This is a genomic window from Cellulomonas sp. Marseille-Q8402 (assembly GCF_965119525.1).
The window spans coordinates 2,025,965-2,050,785 of sequence record NZ_CBCPLX010000001.1 but is presented as its reverse complement, the minus strand read 5'-3'; the positions used below and the strand labels follow the sequence as shown (position 1 = coordinate 2,050,785).

The following is a 24,821-nucleotide window of genomic DNA, read 5'->3' as shown; positions in this document are numbered from 1 at the left end:
CCGGGTGTCCGGCGCCCAGGTCGGGCCGTCAGGTTCCGGGGGCACCTGCGTCGGCCCGCTCCCCCTCAGCGGCCCGCACCCCCGGCAGCAGGTCCGCCGGCAGCTCCTCGACCGGGACCACCACCAGGTCCTGCACCTTCCAGTCGAGCGCGATCGCCCCCTCGCGCGCCGCGGCCAGGTCGGCCAGGTCGGGGGACCGCCCGTCGTGCGGCACGACGAACGCCTCGACGTGGAAGACGTGCCCCTCGTCGCGCACCCGTGACCCGGCCGCCGCGACCCACGGGATCGCGCCGAGGTAGCGGTCGACCTCCGCGGTGAGGGGGTGCGGCTCGTCGCCCTCGACGGTGGTCGCACGCGCGTCCATCAGCGCGCTGGACGCGACCCGCAGGTTGGTGACGCCGTCCCGCAGGATGCTCACCGCGATGAACAGCGCCGCGACGGAGTCGGCCCACCACAGCCCCGCGCCGATGCCGAGGATGCCGACGATGCTGCCGAGCGCCGTCATCCAGTCGGCCTTGTTCATGTCCGCGTCGGCGTAGAGCACCCGGTCGTGCAGCGTGCGGGCGAGCGGCATCTTGGCCCGGCCGAGCAGGACCGGCGGGATGCCGGTGAGCACCATCGCGCCGATCATCGGCCAGCCCGCCCAGAAGACGTGCCCGCCGAGGTGCATCACGCCGACGGGCGGGTGCTCGGCGGCGAGCAGCCCGGTGCCGGAGTCGACGACCAGGAACGTGCCCATCGTGAGCAGGGCCGCCGCGGAGACCAGGTGCCCGACGCCGACCGACCGGTGGTAGCCGTACGGGTGCGCGGACGTCGGCCGCCGGCGGGCGAACCTGATGGCCACCAGGAAGCTGATCGGCGGGATGAACGACAGCAGGTCCTCGGTCCACGCCGCCTTCATCGCCTGCGAGCTGCCCATCACCAGGTAGACGAGCGTGACGCCGACGACCAGGAAGCCGATGGTGCCCCACGCGAGCCGGACGGCCCGGCGCAGCGCGTCGGCCTGCTCGTCGGGCAGCTCGGTGTGCCCGAAGGTGGCGGTCACGGCAGCACGTCCTCGTGCTCCTCGAGGAGGAACGTCTCGAGCCGGACGAGGAACGCGTTCTCGCCGAGCGGCGCCGCCATGACGTGCGGCTCGGGCTTCCCCTCCTCGTCGGGCACTGTGGTGTAGGGCGTGGTGAGCGCGGCCTGCGCCCCCCACGGCGACGTCCCGGTGAACCCGCCGACGACCAGGTCCAGCTCGCGGCGCTCCATGCGGCCGATCAGGTCCTCCTCGCTGCCGACGGTCCATTCGACGCGGGCGTCCAGCGTCTCCGCGAACTCGGCGGCGAGATCGACCTCGAGCCCGGACGGCTCCCCGCCGGGATCGGCTGCCGTCCAGGGTTCGTTGGCGGTGACGCCGACCCGCAGCACGTCGCCGGTGACGCGCTCGAGCGTGCCGTCGGGGTCGGCTGGGAAGGCGCCCCCGCAGCCGGTCAGGAGCAGGGTGGCGGCAGCGAGAGCAGCGACGCCGCGGACGGTGCGGAGCATGACGTCAGTGAAGCGCTCTCCGCGCGACGCCGCACGTCAGGGTGACGTGGGACTCAAGTCCTTCGTTCCCGCAGGTCGCCTGCCGATCGGGAGACCGAGCGACGTGCGCCCGCCGTCCGCTCCCCGCGCCGGAAGGACCCCTGTGCTGCGACCGACCCGGATCCTGCTGCGCGACGGCGAGTCCCGCGCCCTGCTGCGGGCTCTCGACCTGCGCGGCCACACCGTGCGGATCGAGGGCACCGCCGCGAGCCTGCGCGTCGAGGACGCCACGACGGAGACGCTGCTGGTCGACGCGCCGATGGCCCAGCTGGAGCTGATCGACGGCGAGACCATCCACTACACGGGGGCCGGCCGGATCCTCGACTCCCGCGAGCTGCGGTACCTGCGGATCACGCTCGAGTTCTCCGACCCCGAGGCCCGCCCCCTGCCCCGCGCCCCGCGCTGACGGCCCGCGCCGGGCGAGTCAGGCGCCGAGGACGAAGGTCTGGATCGCGATGACTGCCGCACCCCGCGCCCACTCGGTGAACGCGGGCGACTGCGTCGCGATCACGGGGAGCGACGCCAGCGGGTCGCGGTCGGCGCGCAGCGCGTCGAGCACGCGGTCGTGCGCCACCTCCGCGAGCCGGACGCCCTCGCCGCCGAGCACGACGCGGTCGGGCATCGTGAAGTTGGCCGCGACCGCCACCAGGCGGCCGAGCGCGGTGCCCGCGTCGTCGACCACCCGGCGTGCGGCGGGGTCGCCGGCGACGGCCAGGTCGAGCGCCTCGTCGTAGCCCACCGGCCGGCCGTGCGCCACGGACACCTGCGCGGTGAGAGAGGGGATGGTCAGCATGGCCGTCGCGCAGCCCCGGTGCCCGAGCGGGCAGGGCGGCCCGCCCGGGTCGAGCGGGTGGTGGCCGATCAGCCCCAGCGACGCGTCGTCGTTCGTGACGAGCCGGTCGTGCGCGACGAGACCGAACCCGACACCGGCGCCGACGGTGATGAGGGCGAACGTGCCGGCGCCGCGGCCGTGACCGAACCAGTGCGTCGCCTCGGTCAGGGCGGTGACGTCGTTGGCGACGACCGTCGGCAGGCCCGTGCGGGCCCGGACCATCTCCGCCAGCGGGACGTCGTCCCACTCGAGGAAGGGCGCCCGCACCACGTCGGCGGCGCCGGTCACGTGACCTCCCAGGCTGACGCCGACCGCGGTGACCCCGTCCGGTGACCGGCCCACGAGCTCGGTGGCGAGCTCCGCGACCGTGTCCGCGACGCCTCCCGGCCGGTGGTCCGCCAGGGGCCGGTCCGCGACCGCGACGACCTCGGCGCGCAGCGTCGTCAGCACGCCGTGCGCGGAGTCGCCCGTGAGCTTGATGCCGACGAAGTGGTGGGCCGACGGCACGACGTCCAGCGGCTGCGAGGGCCGGCCGATCCGCTGGCCGGAGGCCGGCGCGGCGACCTCGACCAGCAGCCCGTCGTCGAGCAGGGGCTTGGTCAGGCGCGTCAGGCTGCCGGGGGAGAGATCCACGCGGCGCGCGAGCTCCGCGCGCGACAGCGGTCCGTCGAGCAGCACCTCGAGCGCGACGCGGTGCGCGGCCCCGGAGAGCGGGACCCAGGGACCTGCCGGCAGTCGGGGCACGCAGACAGTGTGCCCGACCATTCCGTCGCAGAACAAAGGTGCCCGTCAGGGTTCAGCGGTGCAACGAAGTACTCGGAGACGTCGGCGCAAGAGTCGGCAACCAAGCCCGTTGACGCCGGAGATATTTCCGGTGTAGAACTATCGCGTTCCCGACGAAGAGGTCCCGACATGCCGACGCAGACGTCCGCACCCCGCCCCGCCGAGCACCACGATCTCCTCCACCTGCGCGCCGCAGGCGTCAGCCTGGTGCTGGACCTGTCCGGCGACCGCCTGCCCCGGGCGCTGCACTGGGGCGCCGACCTCGGCGAGGTCCCGGCCGACGAGCTGCGCGCGCTGCGCGCGGCGAGCGTCCCCCCGGTCGCGTCCGGCGCCCCCGACGCTCCCGTGCCGCTGTCGCTGCTCCCGGAGCAGTCGGTGGGCTGGCTCGGCACGCCGGGCCTGACCGGTCACCGGGAGGGGGCCGACTTCTCCACCGCCTTCGAGGTCGACGAGGTCGACCTGGCGCACGGCACCGAGCGCGACGGCACCCCGGTCGCGCACCGGCTCACGGTGCGGGCGACCGACGCCGCGGCGCGTCTGGGCCTGGTGCTGGAGCTCGAGATGCTGCCCGACGGCCTGGTCCGGACCCGCGCCGAGGTGACCAACCACGATTCCGGCACGTTCACCGTCGCCGGCCTGGACGTGGCGCTCCCGGTCCCGCGCGAGGCGGACGAGATCCTCGACTTCACCGGCCGGCACCTGCGCGAGCGCAGCCCGCAGCGGCACGCGTTCGTCGCCGGTACCCACCTGCGGGAGTCGCGCCGGGCGCGGAGCCACGACGGCACGCTGCTGCTGCTCGCGGGACGGCAGGGCTTCGGCTACCGGTCGGGCGAGGTCTGGGGTGTGCACGTCGCGTGGTCGGGCAACACCCGCACGTTCGCCGAGCAGGCGATGCCCACCGGGGTGCGCGTGCTCGGCGCGGGCGAGCTGCTGCTGGCCGGCGAGGTCCGCCTGGCGCAGGGCGAGTCCTACGCGAGCCCGTGGGTCTACGGCTCCTACGGCGACGGGATCGACCAGCTGTCGCACCGGTTCCACGCCTACCTGCGCTCGCGCCCGCAGCACCCGCGTACGCCGCGGAAGTCGCTGATCAACGTGTGGGAGGCCGTGTACTTCGACCACGACCTCGACCGGCTGAAGGCCCTCGCCGACGCCGCGGCGGCCGCGGGCGTCGAGCGGTACGTGCTGGACGACGGCTGGTTCCGCGGCCGGCGCGACGACACCGCGGGCCTGGGGGACTGGGTCGTCGACGAGGACGTGTGGCCCGACGGCCTGCACCCGATCGTGGACCACGTCACGGGCCTCGGCATGGAGTTCGGCCTCTGGTTCGAGCCCGAGATGGTCAACCCCGACTCCGACCTGGCCCGCAGCCACCCCGAGTGGATCCTGCAGGCCGGCGACCGGCTGCCGCCGGAGGCCCGGCACCAGCAGGTGCTCGACCTCGGCCACCCCGGGGCGTGGGACCACGTGTTCGGGCAGATCGACGCGATCCTGTCGACGTACGACATCGGCTACGTGAAGTGGGACCACAACCGCGACCTCGTCGAGGCGGGCCACACCGGGACCGGCTCGGCCGGGGTGCACGCCCAGACCCTCGCGGCCTACCGGCTGCTGGACGCGCTGCGCGCGCGGCACCCCGACGTGGAGTTCGAGTCCTGCTCCGGCGGCGGCGGCCGCGCCGACCTCGGCATCCTCGAGCGGGCCGAGCGCATCTGGACGTCGGACTGCATCGACGCCCTCGAGCGCCAGGTGATCGAGGCGGGCACCGGCCTGCTGGTCCCGCCGGAGATGCTCGGGTCGCACATCGGCTCGCCGGTGTCCCACACCACCGGGCGGCGTCACGAGCTGAGCTTCCGCGGTGCCACCGCGTTCTTCGGCCACCTCGGCATCGAGTGGGACCTGACCGCGGCGACGGAGGCGGAGCAGGCCGAGGTCGCCCGCTGGGTGGAGGCGTACCGGTCGCACCGCGACCTGCTGCACCACGGCCGCACCGTGCGGGCGGACGACCCGGACCCCGCGCTGCGGGTGCACGGCGTCGTCGGCACCGACGGCCGCGAGGCCGTGTTCGCTGTCGTCCAGGTCGCCACCGGCGTCTCGGCCCCGCCCGGGCGCGTGCGCCTGCCGGGACTGGACCCGGACGCGACGTACGACGTCCGCCCGCTGGCCCCGGGCGACCAGGTGGTCCCCGGGCACGGCGAGGCGCTGCCGGCCTGGTGGTCGACGGGCACCCGCCTGTCGGGCCGCACGCTCGCCGCGGTCGGCGTCCAGGCCCCGAACCAGTTTCCGGAGCGGTCGGTCCTGCTGCACCTGACGGCCGTCTGACCCACCACCACCCATCCCGGCTCGCGACGGCGCGAGAAGAGGAGCGACGACATGGCAGTCGTGACACCGACGGTCCCCACGGCCCGTCGATCACCCGGACGTCGAGGCCGCGCAGGGGGCGGCCGCGGCGACCTGCGCACGGCGATGATCTTCCTGATCCCGGCGACGATCGGCTTCGTGGTGTTCTACCTCGTGCCGGCGGTGCGGGGCCTGTGGTTCAGCTTCACGGACTACTCCGTGCTGGCGCCGGCCGAGTTCGTCGGGCTGGAGAACTACCGGCGGCTGGTCGACGACCCGCTGTTCTGGAACGCGATGGGCGTCACCGCGTACTACGTGCTGGTCAACATCGTGATCCAGACCGTGATCGCGATCGGCCTGGCGATGCTGCTGCAGCGGATGACCCGCTCGATCCTGATCCGCGGGACCGCGCTGCTGCCGTACTTCGTGGCGAACGTCGTGGTCGCCCTGGTCTGGTACTTCATGCTCGACTACCAGATCGGCGTCGTGAACGTCCTGCTCGGGAAGATCGGCATGGACCCGCAGGCGTTCTTCGGGGACCCCGCGCTCGCCCTGCCGACCATCGCGCTGATCAACGTGTGGCGGCACATGGGGTACACCGCGCTGCTGCTGTTCGCCGGCCTGCAGACCATCTCGCCGCAGGTCTACGAGGCCGCCGCGCTGGACGGGGCGTCGGCCTGGCGCCAGTTCCGCTCGATCACCCTGCCGCTGCTGCGCCCGGTGCTCGCGCTCGTGCTGGTCGTGACGGTGACCGGCTCCTTCCAGATCTTCGACACGGTCGCCGTCACCACCGGCGGCGGACCGGTCAACGCCACCCGCGTGATCTACCTCTACATCTACGACCTGGCGTTCTCGCAGCTCGACTTCGGGTACGCGTCCGCGCTCTCCGTCGTCCTGTTCGCCGTCCTGCTCGTCGTGGCGCTGGTGCAGCTCAAGCTGCTGCGCGCCGGCGAGTCGGACAACGCCTGAGGAGGCCCGACGTGTCGACGACGACCACCGCACCCCTCGCCGCCCCGTCCCGGTCCCGCACCGGCGGGCGCCGCCCGTCCGCGCGCCGCCCCGTGCCCTGGGGACGCGTCGTGGGCTGGATCTGCCTGATCGTGATCCTGCTGATCACCCTCTTCCCGTTCTACTGGATGCTCCGCACGGCGTTCTCCGACAACCGGGCGCTCGCGTCCGACGCGGGCAGCCTGCTGCCGGCGGACTTCACGCTCGACGCGTTCCGTCGCGTGTTCGGGCTGAGCACGCTCGAGGAGTCGCTCGCCCAGGGCGGCGCCGGCGGCCGGATCAACTTCTGGCTGTACCTGCGCAACTCCGTCGTCGTGGCGACGACGATCACGCTCGGCCAGGTGTTCTTCTCCGCGATGGCGGCGTACGCGTTCGCGCGGCTGCGCTGGCCCGGCCGCGACACCGTCTTCGCGATCTTCCTGTCGGCGCTGATGGTGCCGGGCATCTTCACCGCGATCCCGAACTTCGTGCTGATCAAGGAGCTGGGGCTGCTCAACACCTTCCCCGGCCTGATCCTGCCGACGGTGTTCATGACGCCGTTCGCGATCTTCTTCCTGCGGCAGTTCTTCCTCGGGATCCCCCGGGAGCTGGAGGAGGCCGCGATGCTCGACGGCGCGAGCCGGGCCCGGGTGTTCCTGCGGATCATCCTGCCCATGGCGGGCGCGCCCCTCACGACGCTCGCCGTGCTGACCTACATCACGGCGTGGAACGAGTACTTCTGGCCGCTGCTGGTCGGGCAGAGCGACGACGTCCGCGTGCTGACCGTCGCGCTCGGCATCTTCCGGTCGCAGACGCCGCAGGGCAGCCCCGACTGGGCGGGCCTGATGGCCGCCACGCTCGTCGCGGCGCTGCCCATCGTCCTGCTGTTCGTGGCGCTCGGGAGGCGCATCGTCAGCTCCATCGGCTTCTCCGGGATCAAGTGAGGTGCGTGCCATGACCACCCAGGACCGCCGTCGTCGCAGCACCGTCGCCGGCGTGCTCGCCGCGACGCTCGCGCTGGCCGGCTGCGCCGGGAGCGCCGGCGCGGGGACGGGCCAGGAGCCCGTCTCCCTCACCTACTGGATGTGGGACTCCAACCAGGTGCCCGGCTACCAGCAGTGCGCGACGGCCTTCGAGGCCGAGAACCCCGGCATCCGGGTGAACATCGAGCAGTACGGCTGGGACGACTACTGGACGCAGCTGACCGCGCGGATGGTGGCGGAGAGCGCGCCCGACGTGTTCGTCGACCACGCCCAGCAGTTCGGCAAGTACGCGAGCTTCGACCAGATCCTCGACATCTCCGACCGCGTCGCCGAGTCCGGGCTGGACCTCGGGCAGTACCAGGACGGGCTCGTCGACCTGTGGCGCGGTGCCGAGGGCGGCCTGTACGGGCTGCCGAAGGACTGGGACAGCGTCGGGCTGTACTTCAACGAGGACCTCGTAGCCGAGGCCGGGTACACCGCGCAGGACCTCGCGGAGCTGGACTGGAACCCGCAGGACGGCGGCTCCTTCGAGCAGCTGGTCGCGCGGCTCACCGTCGACGAGAACGGCGTGCGCGGTGACGAGCCCGGCTTCGACAAGACGCGCGTGGCCGTCTACGGCATGGGCTACAACGAGAGCGGCGGCGGGTTCGGCCAGGTCCAGTGGGCGCCGTTCGCGCTCAGCAACGGCTGGACCTACGCCGACCGGAACCCGTGGCCCACGCAGTTCGCGTACGACGACCCCGCGTTCGCCGAGGCCGTCGGCTGGTACCGGTCGCTCATCGAGAAGGGCTACCTGCCCTCGCTCGCCGTCGCGACGTCGGGCATCGGCTCCATCGAGTCGATGGGCTCGGGCGCCTACGCCACGCTCATCGAGGGCGCGTGGAACGCGCGCGCCATGTCGGAGCTGCAGGGCGTCGACGTGGGCATCGCGCCGACCCCGACGGGTCCCTCCGGTCAGCGCGCCAGCGTCTACAACGGGCTGTCCGACGCCATCTACGCCGGGACGCCGCACCCCGACGAGGCGTGGCGCTGGGTCGAGTACCTGGCCAGCCGCGAGTGCCAGGACGTCGTCGCGGACCAGGCGCGGGTGTTCCCGGCGATCACGGAGTCGTCCGACCGGGCCGTCGCGGCGTTCCAGGAGATCGGCGTCGACGCGGAGGCCTTCGCGGTGCACGTCGAGGACGGCACCGGCACCCTGCCGCCGGTGACGGCCAGCTGGGCGCAGATCCAGTCGATCATGCAGCCGGCGATGGACGCGGTGCTGTCGTTCCAGGCGGAGCCCGAGAGCCTGGCGGCCGCGAACGGGCGGGTCAACCAGGTCCTCGCCGACGACGACGACTGACCCCGGCGGACGCCCGGGGCGCGAGGTCGTCATCTGTGCACGAGGTCGTCAGTCCCGCGGGACGACCTCGTGCCGGGAGGGCGACCTCGCGGCCGGCGCGGGCCGGTCGCGCGTCGTCACCAGGTGATCGGTGCGACCTCCATCGCGTCGAGGCGGAACAGCTGACCGCGGAGCCGCTCGACCAGGACGTCGCCCAGCGCGGTCGCCGGGGTGAGGGAGCCGGCCCGGTCGGGCAGTGCGTCCCCGTCGAGCGCGAGCGCCAGCGCCGCCTCGCCGAGCATCACCGACGTCGCGGCGTAGCCGGGGTCGCCGGAGGCCTGCACCCGCGCCGCGTACGCCCGCCCGCTGGTCGTGGTGGCGAGGAACCGGTGCCGGAAGAAGCCTCCCCGCCGGGTCTGCTCGTCGGGGCCGCCGCCCGCGGGCAGCAGCCGCTCGACCAGCGCGCGGGTGGGTGGCAGCGCGAGCGCGGCGGCGCCGAGCGCGCTGACGGCCGTGACGGCCACCGCCGACGCGAGCCCCGACGGTCCTCTCCCGGCGTCGACGTGCTCGGAGTAGACCAGGTCGCGGCCGTACGACCACCCGGTCAGGGCGTTCGACCGCCGCACGACCCGGGTGTTGAACGGCGCCATCACGAACGGCGCGGCCCAGCGGCCGGCCAGCCGGCGCGGCGGCGGGAACGGCGCCGGCTGCGGCGCGTCGGTCTCCGCGTCCCGGTCGGGCGACAGGGCGAACGGGTCCGCGTGCAGCCGGCGCACCCCCGGGTCGGTCCGCACCGCCTCGACCTCGTCCAGCAGGGAGGCGGCCGTCCCGCCGCCGACCCCGCCGCGCGCGGTCGCCAGGGCGTGCACGTCGAGCAGGTCGCCCGCCCCGTCGGCGGCGGCCGCGCGGTGCAGCAGGTGGACGCCGAGGTCGGACGGCACGGAGTCGTACCCGCAGGCGTGCACGATCCGGGCGCCGGTGGCCCGGGCCCGGGCGTCGGCGGCGTCGACCGCGGCCCGAACGAATCCCAGCTCCCCGGTCAGGTCGGCGTAGTGCGTCCCGGCACCGGCGCAGGCCTCGACGACCGGGAGGCCGTGCCGCGCGTAGGGACCGACGGTGGTGACGAGCGCCGTGGTCGACGCCGCGACGCGGTCCAGCGCGGGCCGGTCCTCGACGTCGACGACGACCAGCGGCCAGTCCGCCGCCCGACCGGGCAGCCGGTCCCGCAGGGCTGCCAGCCGCCCGTGGTCCCGTCCTGCGAGCGCGATCCGGGCGTGCGGCGGTGCGGAGCGGGCGAGGTGCTCGGCGGTCAGCGCGCCGACGAAGCTGGTCGCGCCCAGCAGGACGAGGTCGTGCTCGCGGTCGGGCATGCGACGACCGTAGGCAGGCGCGGCCGGCTCCGCATCGCAGCGGGACCGCCGGCCGCACCGGTAGCGTCACGTCCCGTGGCCACCGACGCAGCTCCCGGGCGCAGGCGCCCGCGGCCGCGCCCCCTGCACCCCGGGGGCCTCGTCGTCGGCGTCACCTTCGCGATGCTGGCGATGACACCGTCCCTGCTGCCGCGGGACTGGCTGTTCCAGGGGCTGGTGTCCGGCGTGTCGGGCGCCATCGGGTACGGCGTGGGCGTCGTGGTCGCGTGGCTGCTCCGGCGCTCGTCCCGATGGCGGGGGTTCCAGGCCGCGGTCGGCGACCGGGCCCCGGCCGGTGCGCAGCGGTGGCTCGTCCCGGGGCTGTGCGTCGCCGGTGCCGTCGCGCTGCTCGTCATGCTGTCGGTGGCGGCGGAGTGGCAGCGGGAGCTCACGGACGCGATGGGCATGCCGCCGACGACCACGTCGGGCTGGTTGCGCGCGGCGCCGGTGCTGGTCCTCGTCGCGGCGGTCTTCCTCGGCATCGCGCGCGGCATCCGGGCGCTGAGCCGGCTGATCGCCCAGTTCCTGCGCCGCCGGCTGCGGCTGCCGGGCGTCGTCGCCGGTGCCGTTGGTGCGGTGCTCGTCGGGCTGGCGCTGGTGGTCGTGCTGAACGACGTCGTGCTGGCGCGGGCGCTGTCGCTGGCCGACCAGGCGTTCGCGGCGGCGAACACAGAGGACCACCCCGGGGTCGAGCAGCCCCAGGACCCGATGCGGTCGGGGTCGCCGGAGTCGCTCGCCGCCTGGGACACCCTGGGCCGGGAGGGGCGCCGGTTCGTGGCGCAGGCGCCGTCCGCGGAGACGCTCGCGGGGTCACCGGCCGGCGCCGTCGCGGACCCGATCCGGGTGTACGCCGGGCTCGACACCGCGCCGGACGCCGAGGGCCGCGCCGCGACGGCGGTCGCCGAGCTGGACCGGACCGGCGCCTTCGACCGCGCGGTCGTGCTCGTGGTGACCACCACCGGCAGCGGCTGGGTGAACGCCGCGGCGGTCGAGCCGGTGGAGCTGATGTACGGGGGCGACACCGCGACGGTCGCCACCCAGTACTCGTACCTGCCGAGCTGGTTGTCGTTCCTGGTCGACCGCGGCCGTGCGGCGGAGGAGGCGCAGGCCCTGTTCGACGCCGTCGAGGCCCGGGTCCGCGCGCTGCCCGAGGACGACCGCCCGCGGCTGCTGGCGTACGGCGAGAGCCTCGGGTCCTACGGCTCGGAGAGCGTGTACACGTCGCTGGCGGACATCCGCGAGCGCACCGACGCCGTGCTGTGGGTCGGCCCGCCGAACTCCAACGACGTGTGGCGCGCGCTGGTCCAGCGCCGCGACCCGGGCACTCCGGAGACCCTGCCGGTGTACGCCAGCGGGCTGGTCGTCCGGTTCGCCGACGAGGACGGCGACGTCGACGTCCCGGCGACCCCGTGGGAGGACCCCCGGGTCCTGTACCTGCAGCACCGGTCCGACCCGATCGTGTGGTGGGCGCCCGGGCTGCTGGTGGAGCGCCCCGACTGGCTCGCCGAGCCCGCGTCCGGGCGCAGCGGCCCGACGATGACCTGGTACCCGGTGGTCTCGTTCTGGCAGCTGACGTTCGACCTGGTCAACGCCAAGTCCGTCCCGGACGGGCACGGGCACAACTACGACCGGCAGCTCGCGCCGGCCTGGGCGGCCGTGGCCGCGCCCGAGGGCTGGGACGACGCGGACACCGCGCAGGTCGAGCAGGCGCTCGCGGACGCGGGCTGACCCGCGGGCGTCAGCCCGGGATGCTCCGGGGGTCGTGCCCGTAGCTGTTCTTCTCGTGCACCTGCCCGTCGAGGCCGTGCACGTGGTGCTCGAGCTGCCGGGTGAGCGCGATCTCGCGACCCGCCGCGACCGCCGGCTCCTTGGTCCCGTAGGAGTCGCCCTCCTGCACGCCGCCCACCTCGTTGCGCCACGCGCCGTCCCGGTGGACGGTGTGCACGCCGTTGCCCTCGCTCACGCTGACCTCCTCGCGTCGTCGGACCAGCAGTCTCACCCGACGGCGCCGCTGCGGCACGTCGGTCGCTCCGGGGCGAGGATGGCCGCATGGGAGACACACGCACGGTGGCGGTGCTCGGCACCGGGATCATGGGCGCGGCGATGGCCCGCAACCTGCTGCGCGCGGGGCACGACGTGCGGGTCTGGAACCGCAGCGCCGCGAAGGCCGAGCCGCTCGCCGAGGACGGCGCGACCGTCGCCACGACGCCGGCGGAGGCCGTCGCGGGCGCGGCGGTCGTGCTGACGATGCTGCACGACGGCGCCGCCGTCGCCGAGGTGATCCGGCAGGCGGGTCCCGGGCTGCGGCCCGGCGCGGCGTGGCTGCAGTCGACGACGGTCGGCGTCGACGACGCCCCGGCCCTCGCCGCGCTCGCCGGGGAGCTCGGCGTGACGTACTACGAGGCGCCGGTGTCGGGCACGCGTCAGCCCGCCGAGGCGGGGAAGCTCGTCGTCATCGCCGCCGGGCCGGTCGACGGGCGCGACGTCGTGGCCCCGGTGCTCGACGCGATCGGCGCCCGCACGGTGTGGACGGGCGAGGACGGCGCCGCCGGCTCGGCCACCCGGCTGAAGCTCGTGGTCAACAGCTGGGTCATCACCGTCGCCAACGCCGCGGGGGAGGTGCTCGGGCTCGCCGGCGCGCTCGACGTCGACCCGGAGCGGTTCTTCGAGGTGCTCGCGGGCGGGCCGCTGGACACGCCGTTCCTCCGGGCCAAGGCCGACCTGGTCCGCGAGGACCGGCTCAGCCCGGCGTCCTTCGCCGTCGGCACGTCGCGGAAGGACGCGCACCTGATCGTCGAGGCCGCCCGGGAGCGCGGGCTGCGCCTGGACGGTGCGGAGGCGTTCGCCGCCCGCCTCGACCGCGCGGCGGACCAGGGCCGCACGGACGAGGACATGGCGGCGACGTTCCACACCAGCGTCACGCCCTGACGGCCTCCGGACGGGCGAGCGGCGCGCCGGCACCCAGCGCGAGGCGAGCGAACCGCTCGCCCATCAGCCGGTGCGTCGCCGCGTCGGGGTGCAGCGCGTCGGGCAGCGGGTGCGCGGCCTCGTCCGCCGGGCCGTACAGCTCGCGCCCGTCCAGGTACGCGATCCGCGGGTCGTCGGCCTGCCGCTGCGCCACGACGCCCGCCAGCTGCTCCCGGATCACCTCGAGGGTGAGCCGGCCCGCCGGCACCTCCGCCGGGTCGCCGGTCGCCAGGAACCGGGCCGTGCCGGTGCCGAGCGACGCCGGGTCGATCGCTCCCGGGCCGGGGGTGCGCTCGTGGATCGGGCACAGGATCGGCGAGACCACCAGCAGCGGGGCGTCGGGGTGCCCGTCGCGGATCGTGTCGAGGAACCCGTGCACGGCCGGGACGAACGCCCGCAGCCGCATGGCGTCGGAGTTCACGACGTTGATGCCGATCTTCACGCTGATCAGGTCCGCCGGGGTGTCCCGCACCGTCCGGGCCGTCATCGGGTCGAGCAGCATGCCGCCGCCGAACCCGAGGTTCACCAGCTCGACCCCTGCGGCCGCCGCGGCGACGGCCGGCCAGGTGCCGAGCGGCGTCGCGGCGTTCGACCCGTGGCTGATGCTGCTCCCGTGGTGCAGCCACACCGGGCGGCCGTCGGCGGGTGCCGGCGCGGCGGGGGCGTCGGCGCGCAGCGCCACCAGCTCGGTCAGCTCGTTGTGCGGCAGCCAGATCTCGACGGTCTTGTCCCGGTCGGGCAGGCCGGCGAACGTCACGGTGCCGGGCGCGCCGGGCCGGACCGCGCGCGCACCCGTCCGCAGGTCGATCTCGAGCGCGTCGCCACCGCGCACGACGCCCTCCGCCGTGCGCTCGCCGTCGACGACCAGCTCGTAGACGCCGTCCGGCCGGGCCGGGGCGCCCAGGTAGACGATCTTCGTGGGGCGGGTGGTCAGCGCGAGCACCGTCGCGCGGGTGCGCAGCACCAGGCGGACGCCCGACGGCTGCGCCTCGGCCATCATCAGCTGCGGGTCCGGGTACTGGCGGCGGGCCCACGCGGGCAGCCGGTGCGGGCGGACGCCGTCGGCGGTGCGCTCGAGCTCGGCGGCGCCGCGGACCAGGTCGTCGGTCAGGGGGATGTCGTGGGTGGTCATGGTTCTCGATCCGTCGGTAGCGGGGTCAGGGGGCGGGCCAGTGCCGGAGGGCGGCGTCGAGCGCGTCGGTCATCCGGCGCCACGACACCTCCGGGTCGGGTGTGGAGTGGTCGAGCCCGCCGTTCGCCTGCAGCCGGACGAACCCGTTGACGGTGCTGCCGACCAGCCGCACGGCGTGCGCCTCCTCGTCCGGGGGAAGCCCGTAGCCGTGCAGCGCGCCGCGCATCAGCGCCGACACCCGGGTGCCCGCGGCGCCCGCCTGCGCGAAGTCCACCCGCACCTGGGTGGCGGCCCAGCGCCCGGGGTGGGCGTCGGCGTAGCCGCGGACGGCCTCGACCAGCGCGCCGACGGCGTCGCGACCCGACCGGCCGGCCAGGGCGAGCGCCAGGCGGTCTCCGAGCTCCTCGAGCGCCCGGACGCTGATCCGGGTGCGCAGGTCGTCCGTGCCGCGGACGTGCGAGTAGAGGCTCGCCGGCTGCACCCCGAGGCGGCGGGCCAGCTCCGAGACGGTGACCTGCTCGAGGCCGACGGCGTCCGCGAGGTCGACGGCGGCGTCGGTCACGGCGTCGACGGTCAGTCCGGCACGTGCGGCCACGGGAGTGCTCCTTGTCTACAGGGTTCGTCGTGCAGCCTACACCTCGTAGACAGGGCTCTGCGCCGAGGTCGGTGGTGGCCGGGCGCGATCTCGGCGGGAAGCGCCGATCTCGGCGAACTCGCACCGCGGCCGGGGCGTCGCTGTAGCGTCGGGACCGGGTCGGCCGGCAGGTCGGCCGCCGGTCGGGACCTGGAGGGACCGTGTTCGGGCTCAAGCCGTGGCACGTCGTGGCCGCCGCGCTCGTGGTGCTCGCGATCGTCGCCGTCGTCGCGCTCGTGGCGGTCGCCGTGCGCGCCTACCGGCGCTGAGCCGGCCCGGTCCCCGTCCCGATCCGCACCGGCCACCTGGAGGCCCCCATGAGCTACCGCGCCACGATCCTCGCCACCGGAGGCACGACCACCGGCATCCCGGTGCCGGAGGAGGTGATGGCGGCGCTCGGCGGCGGCGGCCGACCGAAGGTCGTCGTGACCATCGGGTCGTTCACGTACACCACGACCGTCGGCACCCGCGGCGGGCAGCGCCTCCTCCCGCTCAGCAGCGACCGTCGCCGGGAGTCCGGGCTGGCGGCGGGCGACGACGTCGAGGTCGACCTGGTGCTCGCCCCGGCGGGCTGACCGCCGGCCGCTTGACGCGGGCGGTGGGCCACGCCGAGACTGAGCGCGGAGTTGAAACGCTTCAGTCCGCGCTCTGGCGTGCGGGCCCCCGATCACCGCCGATCGACAGGAGTACCGCCCCGATGAAGACCACCCCCACCGCGACGAGGGTGCGCTTCGAGCACCACGCACCCGGCCGGCTCGGCATCGGGGAGGTCCGCCCCCGCCTCTCCTGGCAGGTGGCGGAGGCCGCGCCCGGCTACCGCCAGCGGGCGGCCCGGGTCGAGGTGACGCTCGGGCTCCCGGGCCACGCGACGGAGACGACCGTCCACGACCTCGACGGCCCGGACCAGGTGCTGGTGCCGTGGCCGGCGCGGCCGCTGCGGTCGCGGGAGCGCGCCGTGGTCCGCGTGCAGGTCGCCGGTGACGACGGCTGGGGGGCGTGGAGCGAGCCCGGCACGGCGGAGGCCGGGCTGCTGGAGCCCGGCGACTGGTCGGCGTCGTTCGTGGGACCGGCGTGGGTGGAGCCGCACGACGACCTGCGGCGCCCGGCGCGGGTCCGCTGCGAGGTCGACCTGCCCGGCGACGTCGTCAGCGCCCGCCTCTACCTGTCGGCCCACGGGCTCGCGGAGGCGGAGATCAACGGCCGCCGGGTCGGTGACGAGGAGCTGACACCGGGCTGGACGAGCTACCACCACCGCCTGCGCTACGCGACGTTCGACGTGACCGACCTGGTGCGCCCCGGGAGGAACGCGATCGGCGTGTGGCTGGGCGACGGCTGGTGGCGCGGGCGGCTGGCCTTCGAGGGCGGGCGGCGCGACCGGTACGGCGACGACCTGGCCGCACTGGTGCAGCTGGAGGTGACGACGGCCGACGGCGCGCGCCGGACGGTCGCGAGCGACGGTGCCTGGACCGCGGCGTGCGGCCCGATCCGGTGGAGCAGCCTCTACGACGGCGAGGAGTTCGACGCCCGGCTGCACGACCCGGCGTGGTCGACGCCGGGCCACGACGACCCGGCCGCCACCCCGGTGCGCGTGCAGCCGCTGGACCCGGCCGTGCTGGTCGCCCCCGACGGGCCGCCGGTCCGGGCCGTCGAGGAGCTGCACCCGGTCACGGTCGAGCGCCGCGGGGTCGGCCGGTACCTGCTGGACTTCGGGCAGAACCACAGCGGCCGGCTGCGGATCACCGTCGACGGCCCGCGCGGCACGACGGTGACGCTCCGGCACGCCGAGGTGCTGCAGGACGGCGACCTGTACACCCGCACGCTGCGGCAGGCGGCCGCGACCGACCGCGTCACGCTCGCCGGCGACGGGCCGGCCACCTGGGAGCCGCGGTTCACCGTGCACGGCTACCGGTACGCGGAGGTCTCCGGCTGGCCGGGCGAGCTGCGGCCCGGCGACGTGGTCTCGCGGGTGCTGCACTCCGACCTGGAGCGCACGGGGTGGTTCCGCTCGTCGCACGCCCAGGTCGACCGGCTGCACGAGAACGTCGTGTGGAGCCTGCGGTCGAACGTCGTCGACGTGCCCACCGACTGCCCTCAGCGCGACGAGCGGCTCGGCTGGACCGGTGACCTGCAGGTCTTCGCCCCGACGGCGGCGTTCCTGTTCGACGTGACCGGTTTCCTCGCGTCGTGGCTGCAGGACCTCGCCGCCGAGCAGCGGGACCTCGGCTGGCTGCCGCTGTGGATCCCGTACACGCCGCAGGGCCCCTGGGCCGACCTGGCCGACGACCCGGTCGCGGTGTGGGGCGACGTCGCCACGCTGACCCCGGCGGTGCTGCACGAGCGCACGGGCGACCTCGAGGTCCTGCGCCGGCAGTACGACAGCGGGCTGCGCTGGCTCCGGCACTGCGAGCAGCACACCCGCGACGGCCTGGTGCACGGCACGACGCAGCTGGGCGACTGGCTGGACCCGACCGCGCCGCCGGACGACCCGATGAAGGCCGCCACCAGCCCCGAGCTGGTCGCCACGGCCTACCTCGCGCACTCGGCGCGCACGCTCGCCGGGACGGCCCGGCTGCTGGGCGACGAAGCCGAGGCCGACCGGCTGGAGACGCTGGCCGCGACGACGGCCGCCGCGTTCGCCGCCGCCTACCTCGACCCGCGGTCGCCGGACCACCAGGAGACCCAGACGGCCCTGGCGCTGACGACGGTGATCGGCCTCTGGCCCGACGCGGCGGCGCGCGACGCCGGCACCGCGCGGCTCGCCGCCCTGGTCGAGGAGTCGGGCGGGCGGATCGCGACCGGGTTCGCCGGCACCCCGCAGGTGACCGAGGCGCTCACGACGGGGGACCAGGTCGAGGCGGCGTACCGGCTGCTGGAGTGCACCGAGGACCCGTCGTGGCTCTCCACCGTCGGGATGGGCGCGACCACCATCTGGGAGCGCTGGGACAGCATGCTGCCCGACGGCACCGTGAACCCGGGGGAGATGACGTCGTTCAACCACTACGCCCTGGGCGCCGTCGCGGACTGGCTGCACCGGGTGGTCGCCGGCCTGGCGCCGGCCGAGCCGGGGTACCGGACCATCGCGTTCGCGCCGCGCCCCGGCGGCTCGTTCACCAGCGCCGGCGCCACGCACCTGACCCCGTACGGGGAGGCGGCCGTCGACTGGCGCCTGGAGGGCGGCGAGCTGGCCGTGGAGGTGCTGGTCCCGGTGGGCGCGCGCGGCGTCGTGCGGCTGCCGGGGCACGACCCCGTCGAGGTCGGCCACGGGCGGCACGCGCTGCGCGTGGCCCGGCGCTAGGAGCGCGCGGTCGACATCCGCGGGACGAGCTGCGGCGTCAGCACGACGCGCTGGTGCACGTGCTCGTCCCGCGGCTGCGCCATCTCCTCCAGCAGCAGCCGCATCGACTCGACGCCCATCTCGTAGGCGCGCATCCGCACGGTGGTGAGGGTCATCCCGCAGTCGGGGGCGGACCAGTTGTCGTCGCAGCCCAGCACGGCGATCTCGCCGGGCACGTCGATCCCGCGGGCCGACAGCTCGCCGACCAGGCCGGCGGCGAGCAGGTCCGTCACGGCGATGATGCCGTCGGGGCGGGTGGCGGGGCCGCGGCCGGAGAGGGCCGCGGCGACCTTCACCCCGTCGGCGGCGGTCAGCTCGTCCGCGAGGACCTCCTCGTACTGCACCTCTCCGCCGAGCGCCGTGATCGCCCGCCGCACGCCCTGCCGCCGCAGCGCGACGGGCTGGGCACCGGGCCGGGAGAAGACGTAGGCGATGCGCCGGCAGCCCTGCTCGGCGAGGTGCATCGCGGCGAGGTAGCCGACCTGCTCGTTGTCCACGACGACGCGGCACGAGTCGGCGGTGCCGGGGTCGTAGTTCATCAGCACGACCGGGCGACCGCGGGCGGTGAACCGGGCCATCTGCTCGGCGGAGTCCTGCATCGGCGCGAGGAGGAGCCCGGCGACGCGCGCCTCGTCGAAGGTGTCGACGTTCGCCGACTGCACGGCGTAGTCGTCGTCGCTGCCGGTGATGAGCACGCTGAGCCCGGCATCCCGTGCGCGGGCCTGCGCACCGCGGGCGGCCTCGGAGAACAGCGAGTTGCCGAGGTCGATCACGACCAGGCCGATGCTCCGGGACCCGCCCTGCGCGAGCGACCGGGCGTTGGCGTCCCGCACGAACCCGAGCTCGGCGATGGCCTGCTGCACCCGCTCCCGCGTCGCGGGGCTGACCTTCTGCGGGTGGTTGAGCACGTGGGAGACGGTGCCGGTGGACACCCCGGCGCGCGCCGCCACGTCGGTCAGGCGCGCCACGCGCCGTGCCGGCCTCGCGCTCATCCCCGGTGTCGTCCTCCCGCAGGTGCCCGTGGGCGGGCAGTGAAATGGTTCATCGTACCCACGGGCCACCGGGCGCGGCGTCAGCCCTTCACGGCCCCGGACGTCATCCCGGCCACGATCTGCCGGTTGAAGAAGATGTACATCGCCAGCGGCGGCAGGGTGATGAGCAGGACGTCCATGAACAGCAGGTTCCACTGGTTCAGGCCCTGGGACTGGAAGTTGTACAGCGTCAGCTGCACCGTCGCGTTGTCCTGCCCGGGCAGGAAGTAGAGGGCGTAGGTGAAGTCGTTGAACACCGTCACCGCCTGCACCACGACCACGGTCACCATCACCGACTTGAGCAGCGGGAAGATCACCGAGAAGAACAGCCGGGTCGGCCCGGCGCCGTCGATCAGCGCGGCCTCGTCGAGCTCGCGGGGGATCGTGGAGACGAACGCCCGGAAGAGCAGGACGCAGAACGACAACCCGAACGCGACGTGCACGGCGATCAGGCCGGCCATGGTCTTGAACAGGCCGATGCCGTCGAGGACCCAGATCGTCGGGACGACCGCCGGCGGGATGATCAGGCCGGCCAGCACGAGGCCGTTGACCACCGGGTTCCAGCGGCTGCGCCGGCGCTGCACGACGTAGCCGACCATCGCGGCCAGCACGGTCATGATCGCGACGGACGCGACGGTCAGCACCGTCGAGTTCCAGAACGCGCGCACCAGGATCGAGTCGTTGCTCTCCAGCACGGCCCGCATGTTCTCGACGAACGCCCACTCGGTGGGCAGCGAGAACTGCAGCAGCGACGCCTCCTGCTGCGACTTCGAGGCCGTCAGGAGGATGAACACGAACGGGACCACGAACACGATCGCGCTGAGCACGATCGAGACGGACCCGAGGACGACGCCCTTGCGCCTCACGACTCCACCTCCTTGCGGTTGAGCCAGCGCGAGAGCGGGAAGATGATCACGGCGATGACGACGAACAGCACGACGTTCCCCGCCGTCGACAGGCCGTAGAAGCCCGCCTGGTACTGCTTGTAGATCACGGAGCCGATGACGTCGCTGGTGAAGCCCGGGCCGCCGCGGGTCATCGTCCAGATCAGGTCGAACGAGCGCAGGCCGCCGATGAGCGACAGCAGCACGACCGTCACGGTGGCGGGCCGCGCGAGCGGGAGCGTGATGCTCCGGAAGTTCTGCCAGGCGCTCGCGCCGTCCACGCGGGCGGCCTCGTAGTACTCCTGCGGGATCGCGACGATGCCGGCGATGTAGATGAGCGTGGCCAGCCCGACGCCCTTCCAGACGTCGACCAGCGCGACGGAGAACAGGGCCAGGGCGGGGTCGGTGAGCCAGCCCGGGCCGGTCGCGCCGAACCACGAGATCACCTGGTTGACCAGGCCGTCGAACGGGTCGAGCAGCACCTTGAAGGTGACGCCGACGCCGATGGTGCTGACCAGGACCGGGAAGAACACCACGGACCGCAGGTAGCCGCGGGCGATGATCTGCGAGGTCAGCAGCACCGCCAGCCCGAGGCCCAGCACGACCTTCAGCCCGGAGGTGAGCACGGCGTAGACGAAGGTGTTGACGAAGCCCGTCACCAGCGCCGGCTCGCGGAAGAACTGCACGAAGTTGTCCAGGCCGATGAACTCGGACTCGAACAGGTCCCAGCGCGTCAGCGCGAAGTAGAACGACGCGAGCGTCGGGACGACGAACAGGACCAGGTAGAAGACCCCGGCCGGGATGAAGAACCAGGTGGGGTAGGGGCTGCGGGCGCCGGCCCGCTGCGGTCCGGTCCCGGTGCGGCGACCGCGGGTGGCGTCGCTGAGCGCGGGGCGCACGAGTGTCATGGGCTCTCCTTCGAGGGCGGCAGAGCCCGCACCGACGCGTCGGCGTGCGGTGCGGGCCCGGTCGGGTGCGGCGACGGGCTCCGTCCTACCAGTCCAGGCCGAGCTGCTGGGCCTGCTTCACGACGTCCTCGTCGTAGAGGGCCGCGCCGTCGGCCGCGCTGCGGATGCCGGAGCCGACCTCGACCGTGATCTGCTCGAGGGCCGGGCCCTTGATCGGCGACAGGAACTCCAGCGCCAGGCCGGTGTCGCCGCTGTCGAAGTACGGCTGCATGTCCGACACGATCGCCGGCACGTCGTCGGGGAGGTCGCAGCCGTCGACCACGAACGGCCCGCCGAGCGTCGAGACCTCGGCCTGCACGGCGCAGCTGTCCGGCGACACCAGCCACGCGAGGAACTCCTTGGCGGCCTCCAGCTGGGCACCCTCGGTCGACGTCGGGATGTAGGTGCCGTTCGGCATCCAGACGGTCAGCCCGTTGGCGTCGCCGTCGGAGCCGGGCAGCGGGAAGACGCCGATCGACTCGGCCGCCTCCGGGTAGTTCTCCCCGATGGCGCTCGCGACGTTGCCCGTGAGCATCGGGTAGTGCGCGGCCTCGCCGGCGGTGAGCATCCGCACGCCGTCGTCGTAGGTCGCGGACGCGAAGTCCTCGTTCAGCAGGCCGGCGGCCTGGACCTCCTCGAGGTGCTCGAACCCGGCCAGCGCGGGCTCGTCGGCGAACTTCGCGTCGCCCGCGGTGTACGCCTCGGCCCAGCCGGGCTCGGCCGCCTCCACGTTGTAGAAGTCGCCGAGCACCGGCACCTGCGAGGTCCACGTGTCGCCGTAGGTCTGCACGACCGCCACCAGCCCGGCGTCCTGGATCGCCTGGTTGTTGGCCATGTAGTCGTCCCACGTGGTGGGGACCTCCAGGCCGAGGTCGGCGTAGATGTCCTTGTTGTAGACGACCGCGCCGGCGAACGAGGCGCCCACCGGGGCGCCGTAGAGGCCCTGGTCCGTGGACACGACGGTCGTGAAGTTGTCGTCGAGGGTGTCCGCCCACGGCTCGTCGGTGAGCGGCACGAGGTTCTGGTCCGGCTTGAGCGCCTGGAACAGCGAGCCGGAGTTGTACCAGAACAGGTCGTTCATCTCCCCGGTCGCCAGCCGGGTCTTGATCAGGTTGTCGCCCTCCGAGCCGGCGGGGTGCGTCTCCACCTCGACCGTGACGTCGGGGTTCTCCTCGGCGTAGGCCGCGATGAGGCCGTTCCAGAGCTCTACGGAGGAGGGCGTGCTGTCGATGTAGACGGAGAGCGTCGTGGCCTCGCCGTCGCCGCCGTCACCGCCCTCGCCGGACCCGCCGCATCCGGTCAGGACGAGTGCGGCGGCGAGCGACGTCGCGCCCACTGCTGAGAGCCGGGTTCCCACGTTCACGCTTTACCTCCTCGTAAAGGCGCCGGGTCGTCGTCGTCCCGGCGAGTGCTTGAACCGTTTCAGTGCTGCGGCGAGGCTAGAACAGGCCGAGAGGGGTGTCAACAGTCCGGCGGAGCCGGGGACGCAGTCCGGCGAATCTGCGGCGGAACCGTGCTTGACGGGGTCGCGGCCGTGCGAGGACGATGCGGCGCGACGGTGTTGAAGCGATTCATGCACGTCACCCCGCCGAATCCACCCCCCGTCAGCGAGGACGCCCGTGCTCCACCCGCCCGCCGTCGCCCCGGTCCCTGCGACCACGGGCGAGATCCTCGCCCGGGCGCGCGCCGCGGGCCCCGACGTGTACCCGGACGACGTCCCCGTCGCCGGGGACGTGACGTGGCACCACCGCGACGGCGACGTCGCCCGCGGGCTGCTGCGGCACCTGGTGGCCGAGGCGTCCGCCGCGCACCGCTACGTCGACTACCCGGCCACCGGGGCGCCGCCGGCTGCCTCGGTGGTGTTCCGGTTCCGCGCGACGGGCGACGGGGCCGTCCGGCTGTCGACGTCCGGTCCCGCCCGGCTGCGGACGGGGGAGGCCGACCGCCCGCTGCCCGCGCTGGAGCCGGTCGTGCTGACGCTCCGCACCGGCGACGTCGTCGAGCTGGACGTCGGGTCGCCCGACGACGGGGCGGCGGCCGTCGGGGTCCGCCACGGGTCCGTCCCCGGTGCGTGGACCTGCCGGACGGAGGACACCGGCGCGTGGGCCCCCACCGAGCCGCGGCGCGCCGGGCCCCTGCCGCCGCACGCGACCGGTGAGGGCGTCGTCGAGGTGCCCCTCACGGAGGTCCGGCCCGGTCTGCACGCCGTACCCGCGCCCGGCCTGGGCCGGGTCGTCCTGCGCGTCGAGCCGGCGGCGGGGGAGCCCGTGGTCGTGACCGGGGAGACGGTGGCCGAGGCGACGGCGGACCCGGCCGACGGCGAGTCGCGGTACGACCTCGACCCGCGCGGCGACGGCACCTGGGCCACCCGGCACCGCCTCGGGTTCCGCTACGTGTCCGTCCGCGGCGTCACCGCGCCGGACGTCCGGGCCGAGCTCCACCTGCGTGCCGCACCCCGCCGCGGCGCGTTCGTGTGCGACGACGACCGCCTCAACCGCATCTGGGCGACGGGCGCCTTCACGCTGCGCAGCTGCCTGCAGGGGCTGCTGGTCGACGGGATCAAGCGGGACCGGCTGCCGTGGGCGGGCGACCTCGCGCTCGCGGTGGCGCCGATCGCCTACGGGTTCGGCGACGCCGCGGTGGTCCGCGACTCCCTGCGCGCGCTGGGTCACCCGCGCACGCCGCACGTCAACGGCATCGCCGACTACTCGCTGTGGTGGGTCGTCGCGCACGAGCTGCACCACCGGCACTGGGGCGACGACGCGTTCCTCGCGACGCAGGCGCCGGCGGTGCACGACCTGCTGACGCGGCTCACCGGGGAGACCGACGGACGGGGGCTGCTGCGACCCCGGCCCGCGGGCGAGGTGTTCCCGGGCGCCGCACCCACGGGCGTGTTCATCGACTGGGGCGTCCAGCACGAGCAGGGCCGCGACCCCACCGCGCTGCAGGTGCTGTGGTGGTGGGCGCTCGCCGCCGGCGCGCGGGTGCTCGCGCTCGCGGACCACCCCGCGGCTCAGGGCTGGGCCGCCCGGGCGGACCGGCTGCGGCCGCTGCTCGGGTCCGCCGGTCCGCTGCGCACCTACGTCGACGGGGACAGCGCCCCGGACCCGTACGCGACGCTCCTGGCCGTGCACGCGGGGCTGTACGAGGGCGCCGTGCCGGACGGGGCCCGGCGGACGGTCCTCGGCGGCACGTTCGGCACGCCCTCGATGGCGGCGCTGGCGCTGCGGGCCCTGACCGGTGAGCACGCGCCGGCGGCGGTCCGCCGGATCGCCGACCGCTGGGGCGCGATGCTCGACGCGGGAGCGCTCACGTTCTGGGAGGAGCTGCCGGGCGGCGCGGGCCCGGACACGGCGATGTACGGGCGGCCGTTCGGCCGGAGCCTCTGCCACGGGTGGGCCGCGGGGCCGGTCGCCGCGCTGCCGGAGCTGGTGCTGGGCCTGCGCCCGACGTCGGCGGGCTGGCGCACCGCGGTGGCGTCGCCGTCGCTCGGCGACCTCCGGTGGGCGGCCGCCGTCGTCCCGGTGCCCGGAGGGGACCTCGCGGTCACCGCGGAGGCATCCGGCCGGGTCGTCGTGGACGTGCCCGACGGGCACGTGCTCGACGTCGCCGGGCAGCGGGTCGCCGGGCCGCGGCGCGCGGAGCTGCGCGTCGAGGTGGACCGCTCCTAG

General features: G+C 74.6%; 21 protein-coding genes. 10 read left to right on the top strand and 11 right to left on the bottom strand.

What is annotated here, in order from left to right; all coding sequences use genetic code 11:
- Nucleotides 1-28 precede the first annotated feature (28 nt).
- Both ACWPWW_RS09420 and ACWPWW_RS09415 read right to left on the bottom strand, forming a co-directional pair.
- Nucleotides 29-1,045, bottom strand: a complete 1,017-nt coding sequence (locus tag ACWPWW_RS09420; RefSeq protein WP_454050055.1) for a cation transporter — start codon at nucleotides 1,043-1,045, stop codon at nucleotides 29-31.
- Nucleotides 1,042-1,530: a substrate-binding periplasmic protein gene (locus ACWPWW_RS09415; protein WP_454050054.1), complete on the bottom strand. Its 489-nt coding sequence runs from the start codon at nucleotides 1,528-1,530 to the stop codon at nucleotides 1,042-1,044. Before ACWPWW_RS09415 ends, ACWPWW_RS09420 begins: the two co-directional genes overlap by 4 nt.
- Before the next feature lie 142 nt (nucleotides 1,531-1,672).
- Here ACWPWW_RS09415 and ACWPWW_RS09410 point away from each other — a divergent pair, with 142 nt between their 5' ends.
- On the top strand, nucleotides 1,673-1,975 hold the full coding sequence (locus tag ACWPWW_RS09410; RefSeq protein WP_454050053.1) for a hypothetical protein: 303 nt from the start codon (nucleotides 1,673-1,675) through the stop codon (nucleotides 1,973-1,975).
- An 18-nt stretch (nucleotides 1,976-1,993) separates the two neighbouring features.
- Here ACWPWW_RS09410 and ACWPWW_RS09405 read toward each other — a convergent pair whose 3' ends face one another.
- A complete protein-coding gene (locus ACWPWW_RS09405; RefSeq protein WP_454050052.1) occupies nucleotides 1,994-3,145 on the bottom strand; it encodes an ROK family transcriptional regulator in 1,152 nt (383 codons plus the stop codon).
- A 168-nt stretch (nucleotides 3,146-3,313) separates the two neighbouring features.
- On the opposite strand from ACWPWW_RS09405, the gene ACWPWW_RS09400 reads away from it, so the two are divergent.
- The 4 genes from ACWPWW_RS09400 to ACWPWW_RS09385 are packed head-to-tail and all read left to right on the top strand — an operon-like array spanning nucleotide 3,314 to nucleotide 8,833.
- Nucleotides 3,314-5,503 carry an alpha-galactosidase gene (locus tag ACWPWW_RS09400; protein ID WP_454050051.1) on the top strand — a complete coding sequence of 730 codons (2,190 nt, stop codon included), beginning with the start codon at nucleotides 3,314-3,316 and terminating at the stop codon, nucleotides 5,501-5,503.
- Between the two features lie 51 nt (nucleotides 5,504-5,554).
- A complete protein-coding gene (locus tag ACWPWW_RS09395; protein WP_454050050.1) occupies nucleotides 5,555-6,490 on the top strand; it encodes a carbohydrate ABC transporter permease in 936 nt (311 codons plus the stop codon).
- An 11-nt stretch (nucleotides 6,491-6,501) separates the two neighbouring features.
- Entirely contained in the window at nucleotides 6,502-7,452 is a 951-nt protein-coding gene (locus ACWPWW_RS09390) for a carbohydrate ABC transporter permease (RefSeq protein ID WP_454050049.1), read from the top strand.
- 10 nt (nucleotides 7,453-7,462) lie between these two features.
- Complete coding sequence (locus ACWPWW_RS09385; protein WP_454050048.1) at nucleotides 7,463-8,833, top strand: ABC transporter substrate-binding protein; 1,371 nt, start codon at nucleotides 7,463-7,465, stop codon at nucleotides 8,831-8,833.
- A 116-nt stretch (nucleotides 8,834-8,949) separates the two neighbouring features.
- Here ACWPWW_RS09385 and ACWPWW_RS09380 read toward each other — a convergent pair whose 3' ends face one another.
- Entirely contained in the window at nucleotides 8,950-10,182 is a 1,233-nt protein-coding gene (locus ACWPWW_RS09380; RefSeq protein ID WP_454050047.1) for a saccharopine dehydrogenase family protein, read from the bottom strand.
- A gap of 75 nt (nucleotides 10,183-10,257) precedes the next feature.
- On the opposite strand from ACWPWW_RS09380, the gene ACWPWW_RS09375 reads away from it, so the two are divergent.
- Nucleotides 10,258-11,949 carry an alpha/beta hydrolase gene (locus ACWPWW_RS09375; RefSeq protein WP_454050046.1) on the top strand — a complete coding sequence of 564 codons (1,692 nt, stop codon included), beginning with the start codon at nucleotides 10,258-10,260 and terminating at the stop codon, nucleotides 11,947-11,949.
- A 10-nt stretch (nucleotides 11,950-11,959) separates the two neighbouring features.
- Here the strand turns inward: ACWPWW_RS09375 and ACWPWW_RS09370 are convergent, their stop codons facing one another.
- Nucleotides 11,960-12,184 carry a DUF2188 domain-containing protein gene (locus ACWPWW_RS09370; RefSeq protein ID WP_454050045.1) on the bottom strand — a complete coding sequence of 75 codons (225 nt, stop codon included), beginning with the start codon at nucleotides 12,182-12,184 and terminating at the stop codon, nucleotides 11,960-11,962.
- 86 nt (nucleotides 12,185-12,270) lie between these two features.
- On the opposite strand from ACWPWW_RS09370, the gene ACWPWW_RS09365 reads away from it, so the two are divergent.
- Complete coding sequence (locus tag ACWPWW_RS09365; RefSeq protein WP_454050044.1) at nucleotides 12,271-13,149, top strand: NAD(P)-dependent oxidoreductase; 879 nt, start codon at nucleotides 12,271-12,273, stop codon at nucleotides 13,147-13,149.
- Here the strand turns inward: ACWPWW_RS09365 and ACWPWW_RS09360 are convergent.
- Both ACWPWW_RS09360 and ACWPWW_RS09355 read right to left on the bottom strand, forming a co-directional pair.
- Complete coding sequence (locus tag ACWPWW_RS09360; RefSeq protein ID WP_454050043.1) at nucleotides 13,139-14,320, bottom strand: GDSL-type esterase/lipase family protein; 1,182 nt, start codon at nucleotides 14,318-14,320, stop codon at nucleotides 13,139-13,141. The genes ACWPWW_RS09365 and ACWPWW_RS09360 overlap by 11 nt on opposite strands.
- A gap of 25 nt (nucleotides 14,321-14,345) precedes the next feature.
- Nucleotides 14,346-14,915, bottom strand: a complete 570-nt coding sequence (locus ACWPWW_RS09355) for a TetR/AcrR family transcriptional regulator (protein ID WP_454050042.1) — start codon at nucleotides 14,913-14,915, stop codon at nucleotides 14,346-14,348.
- A 356-nt stretch (nucleotides 14,916-15,271) separates the two neighbouring features.
- Here ACWPWW_RS09355 and ACWPWW_RS09350 point away from each other — a divergent pair, with 356 nt between their 5' ends.
- Together ACWPWW_RS09350 and ACWPWW_RS09345 are read left to right on the top strand one after the other, a co-directional pair.
- Nucleotides 15,272-15,529 carry a DUF1905 domain-containing protein gene (locus ACWPWW_RS09350; RefSeq protein ID WP_454050041.1) on the top strand — a complete coding sequence of 86 codons (258 nt, stop codon included), beginning with the start codon at nucleotides 15,272-15,274 and terminating at the stop codon, nucleotides 15,527-15,529.
- Between the two features lie 122 nt (nucleotides 15,530-15,651).
- Nucleotides 15,652-18,249: a family 78 glycoside hydrolase catalytic domain gene (locus tag ACWPWW_RS09345; RefSeq protein WP_454050040.1), complete on the top strand. Its 2,598-nt coding sequence runs from the start codon at nucleotides 15,652-15,654 to the stop codon at nucleotides 18,247-18,249.
- On the opposite strand, the gene ACWPWW_RS09340 is transcribed toward ACWPWW_RS09345, so the two are convergent.
- From ACWPWW_RS09340 to ACWPWW_RS09325, 4 genes are all read right to left on the bottom strand, one after another.
- On the bottom strand, nucleotides 18,246-19,280 hold the full coding sequence (locus tag ACWPWW_RS09340; protein ID WP_454050039.1) for a LacI family DNA-binding transcriptional regulator: 1,035 nt from the start codon (nucleotides 19,278-19,280) through the stop codon (nucleotides 18,246-18,248). The two genes, ACWPWW_RS09345 and ACWPWW_RS09340, sit on opposite strands and share 4 nt — an antisense overlap.
- An 80-nt stretch (nucleotides 19,281-19,360) precedes the next feature.
- A complete protein-coding gene (locus ACWPWW_RS09335; protein WP_454050038.1) occupies nucleotides 19,361-20,185 on the bottom strand; it encodes a carbohydrate ABC transporter permease in 825 nt (274 codons plus the stop codon).
- Nucleotides 20,182-21,111 carry a carbohydrate ABC transporter permease gene (locus ACWPWW_RS09330; RefSeq protein ID WP_454050037.1) on the bottom strand — a complete coding sequence of 310 codons (930 nt, stop codon included), beginning with the start codon at nucleotides 21,109-21,111 and terminating at the stop codon, nucleotides 20,182-20,184. Before ACWPWW_RS09330 ends, ACWPWW_RS09335 begins: the two co-directional genes overlap by 4 nt.
- Before the next feature lie 85 nt (nucleotides 21,112-21,196).
- On the bottom strand, nucleotides 21,197-22,513 hold the full coding sequence (locus tag ACWPWW_RS09325) for an ABC transporter substrate-binding protein (protein ID WP_454050036.1): 1,317 nt from the start codon (nucleotides 22,511-22,513) through the stop codon (nucleotides 21,197-21,199).
- 256 nt (nucleotides 22,514-22,769) lie between these two features.
- On the opposite strand from ACWPWW_RS09325, the gene ACWPWW_RS09320 reads away from it, so the two are divergent.
- Complete coding sequence (locus ACWPWW_RS09320) at nucleotides 22,770-24,821, top strand: alpha-L-rhamnosidase-related protein (protein ID WP_454050035.1); 2,052 nt, start codon at nucleotides 22,770-22,772, stop codon at nucleotides 24,819-24,821.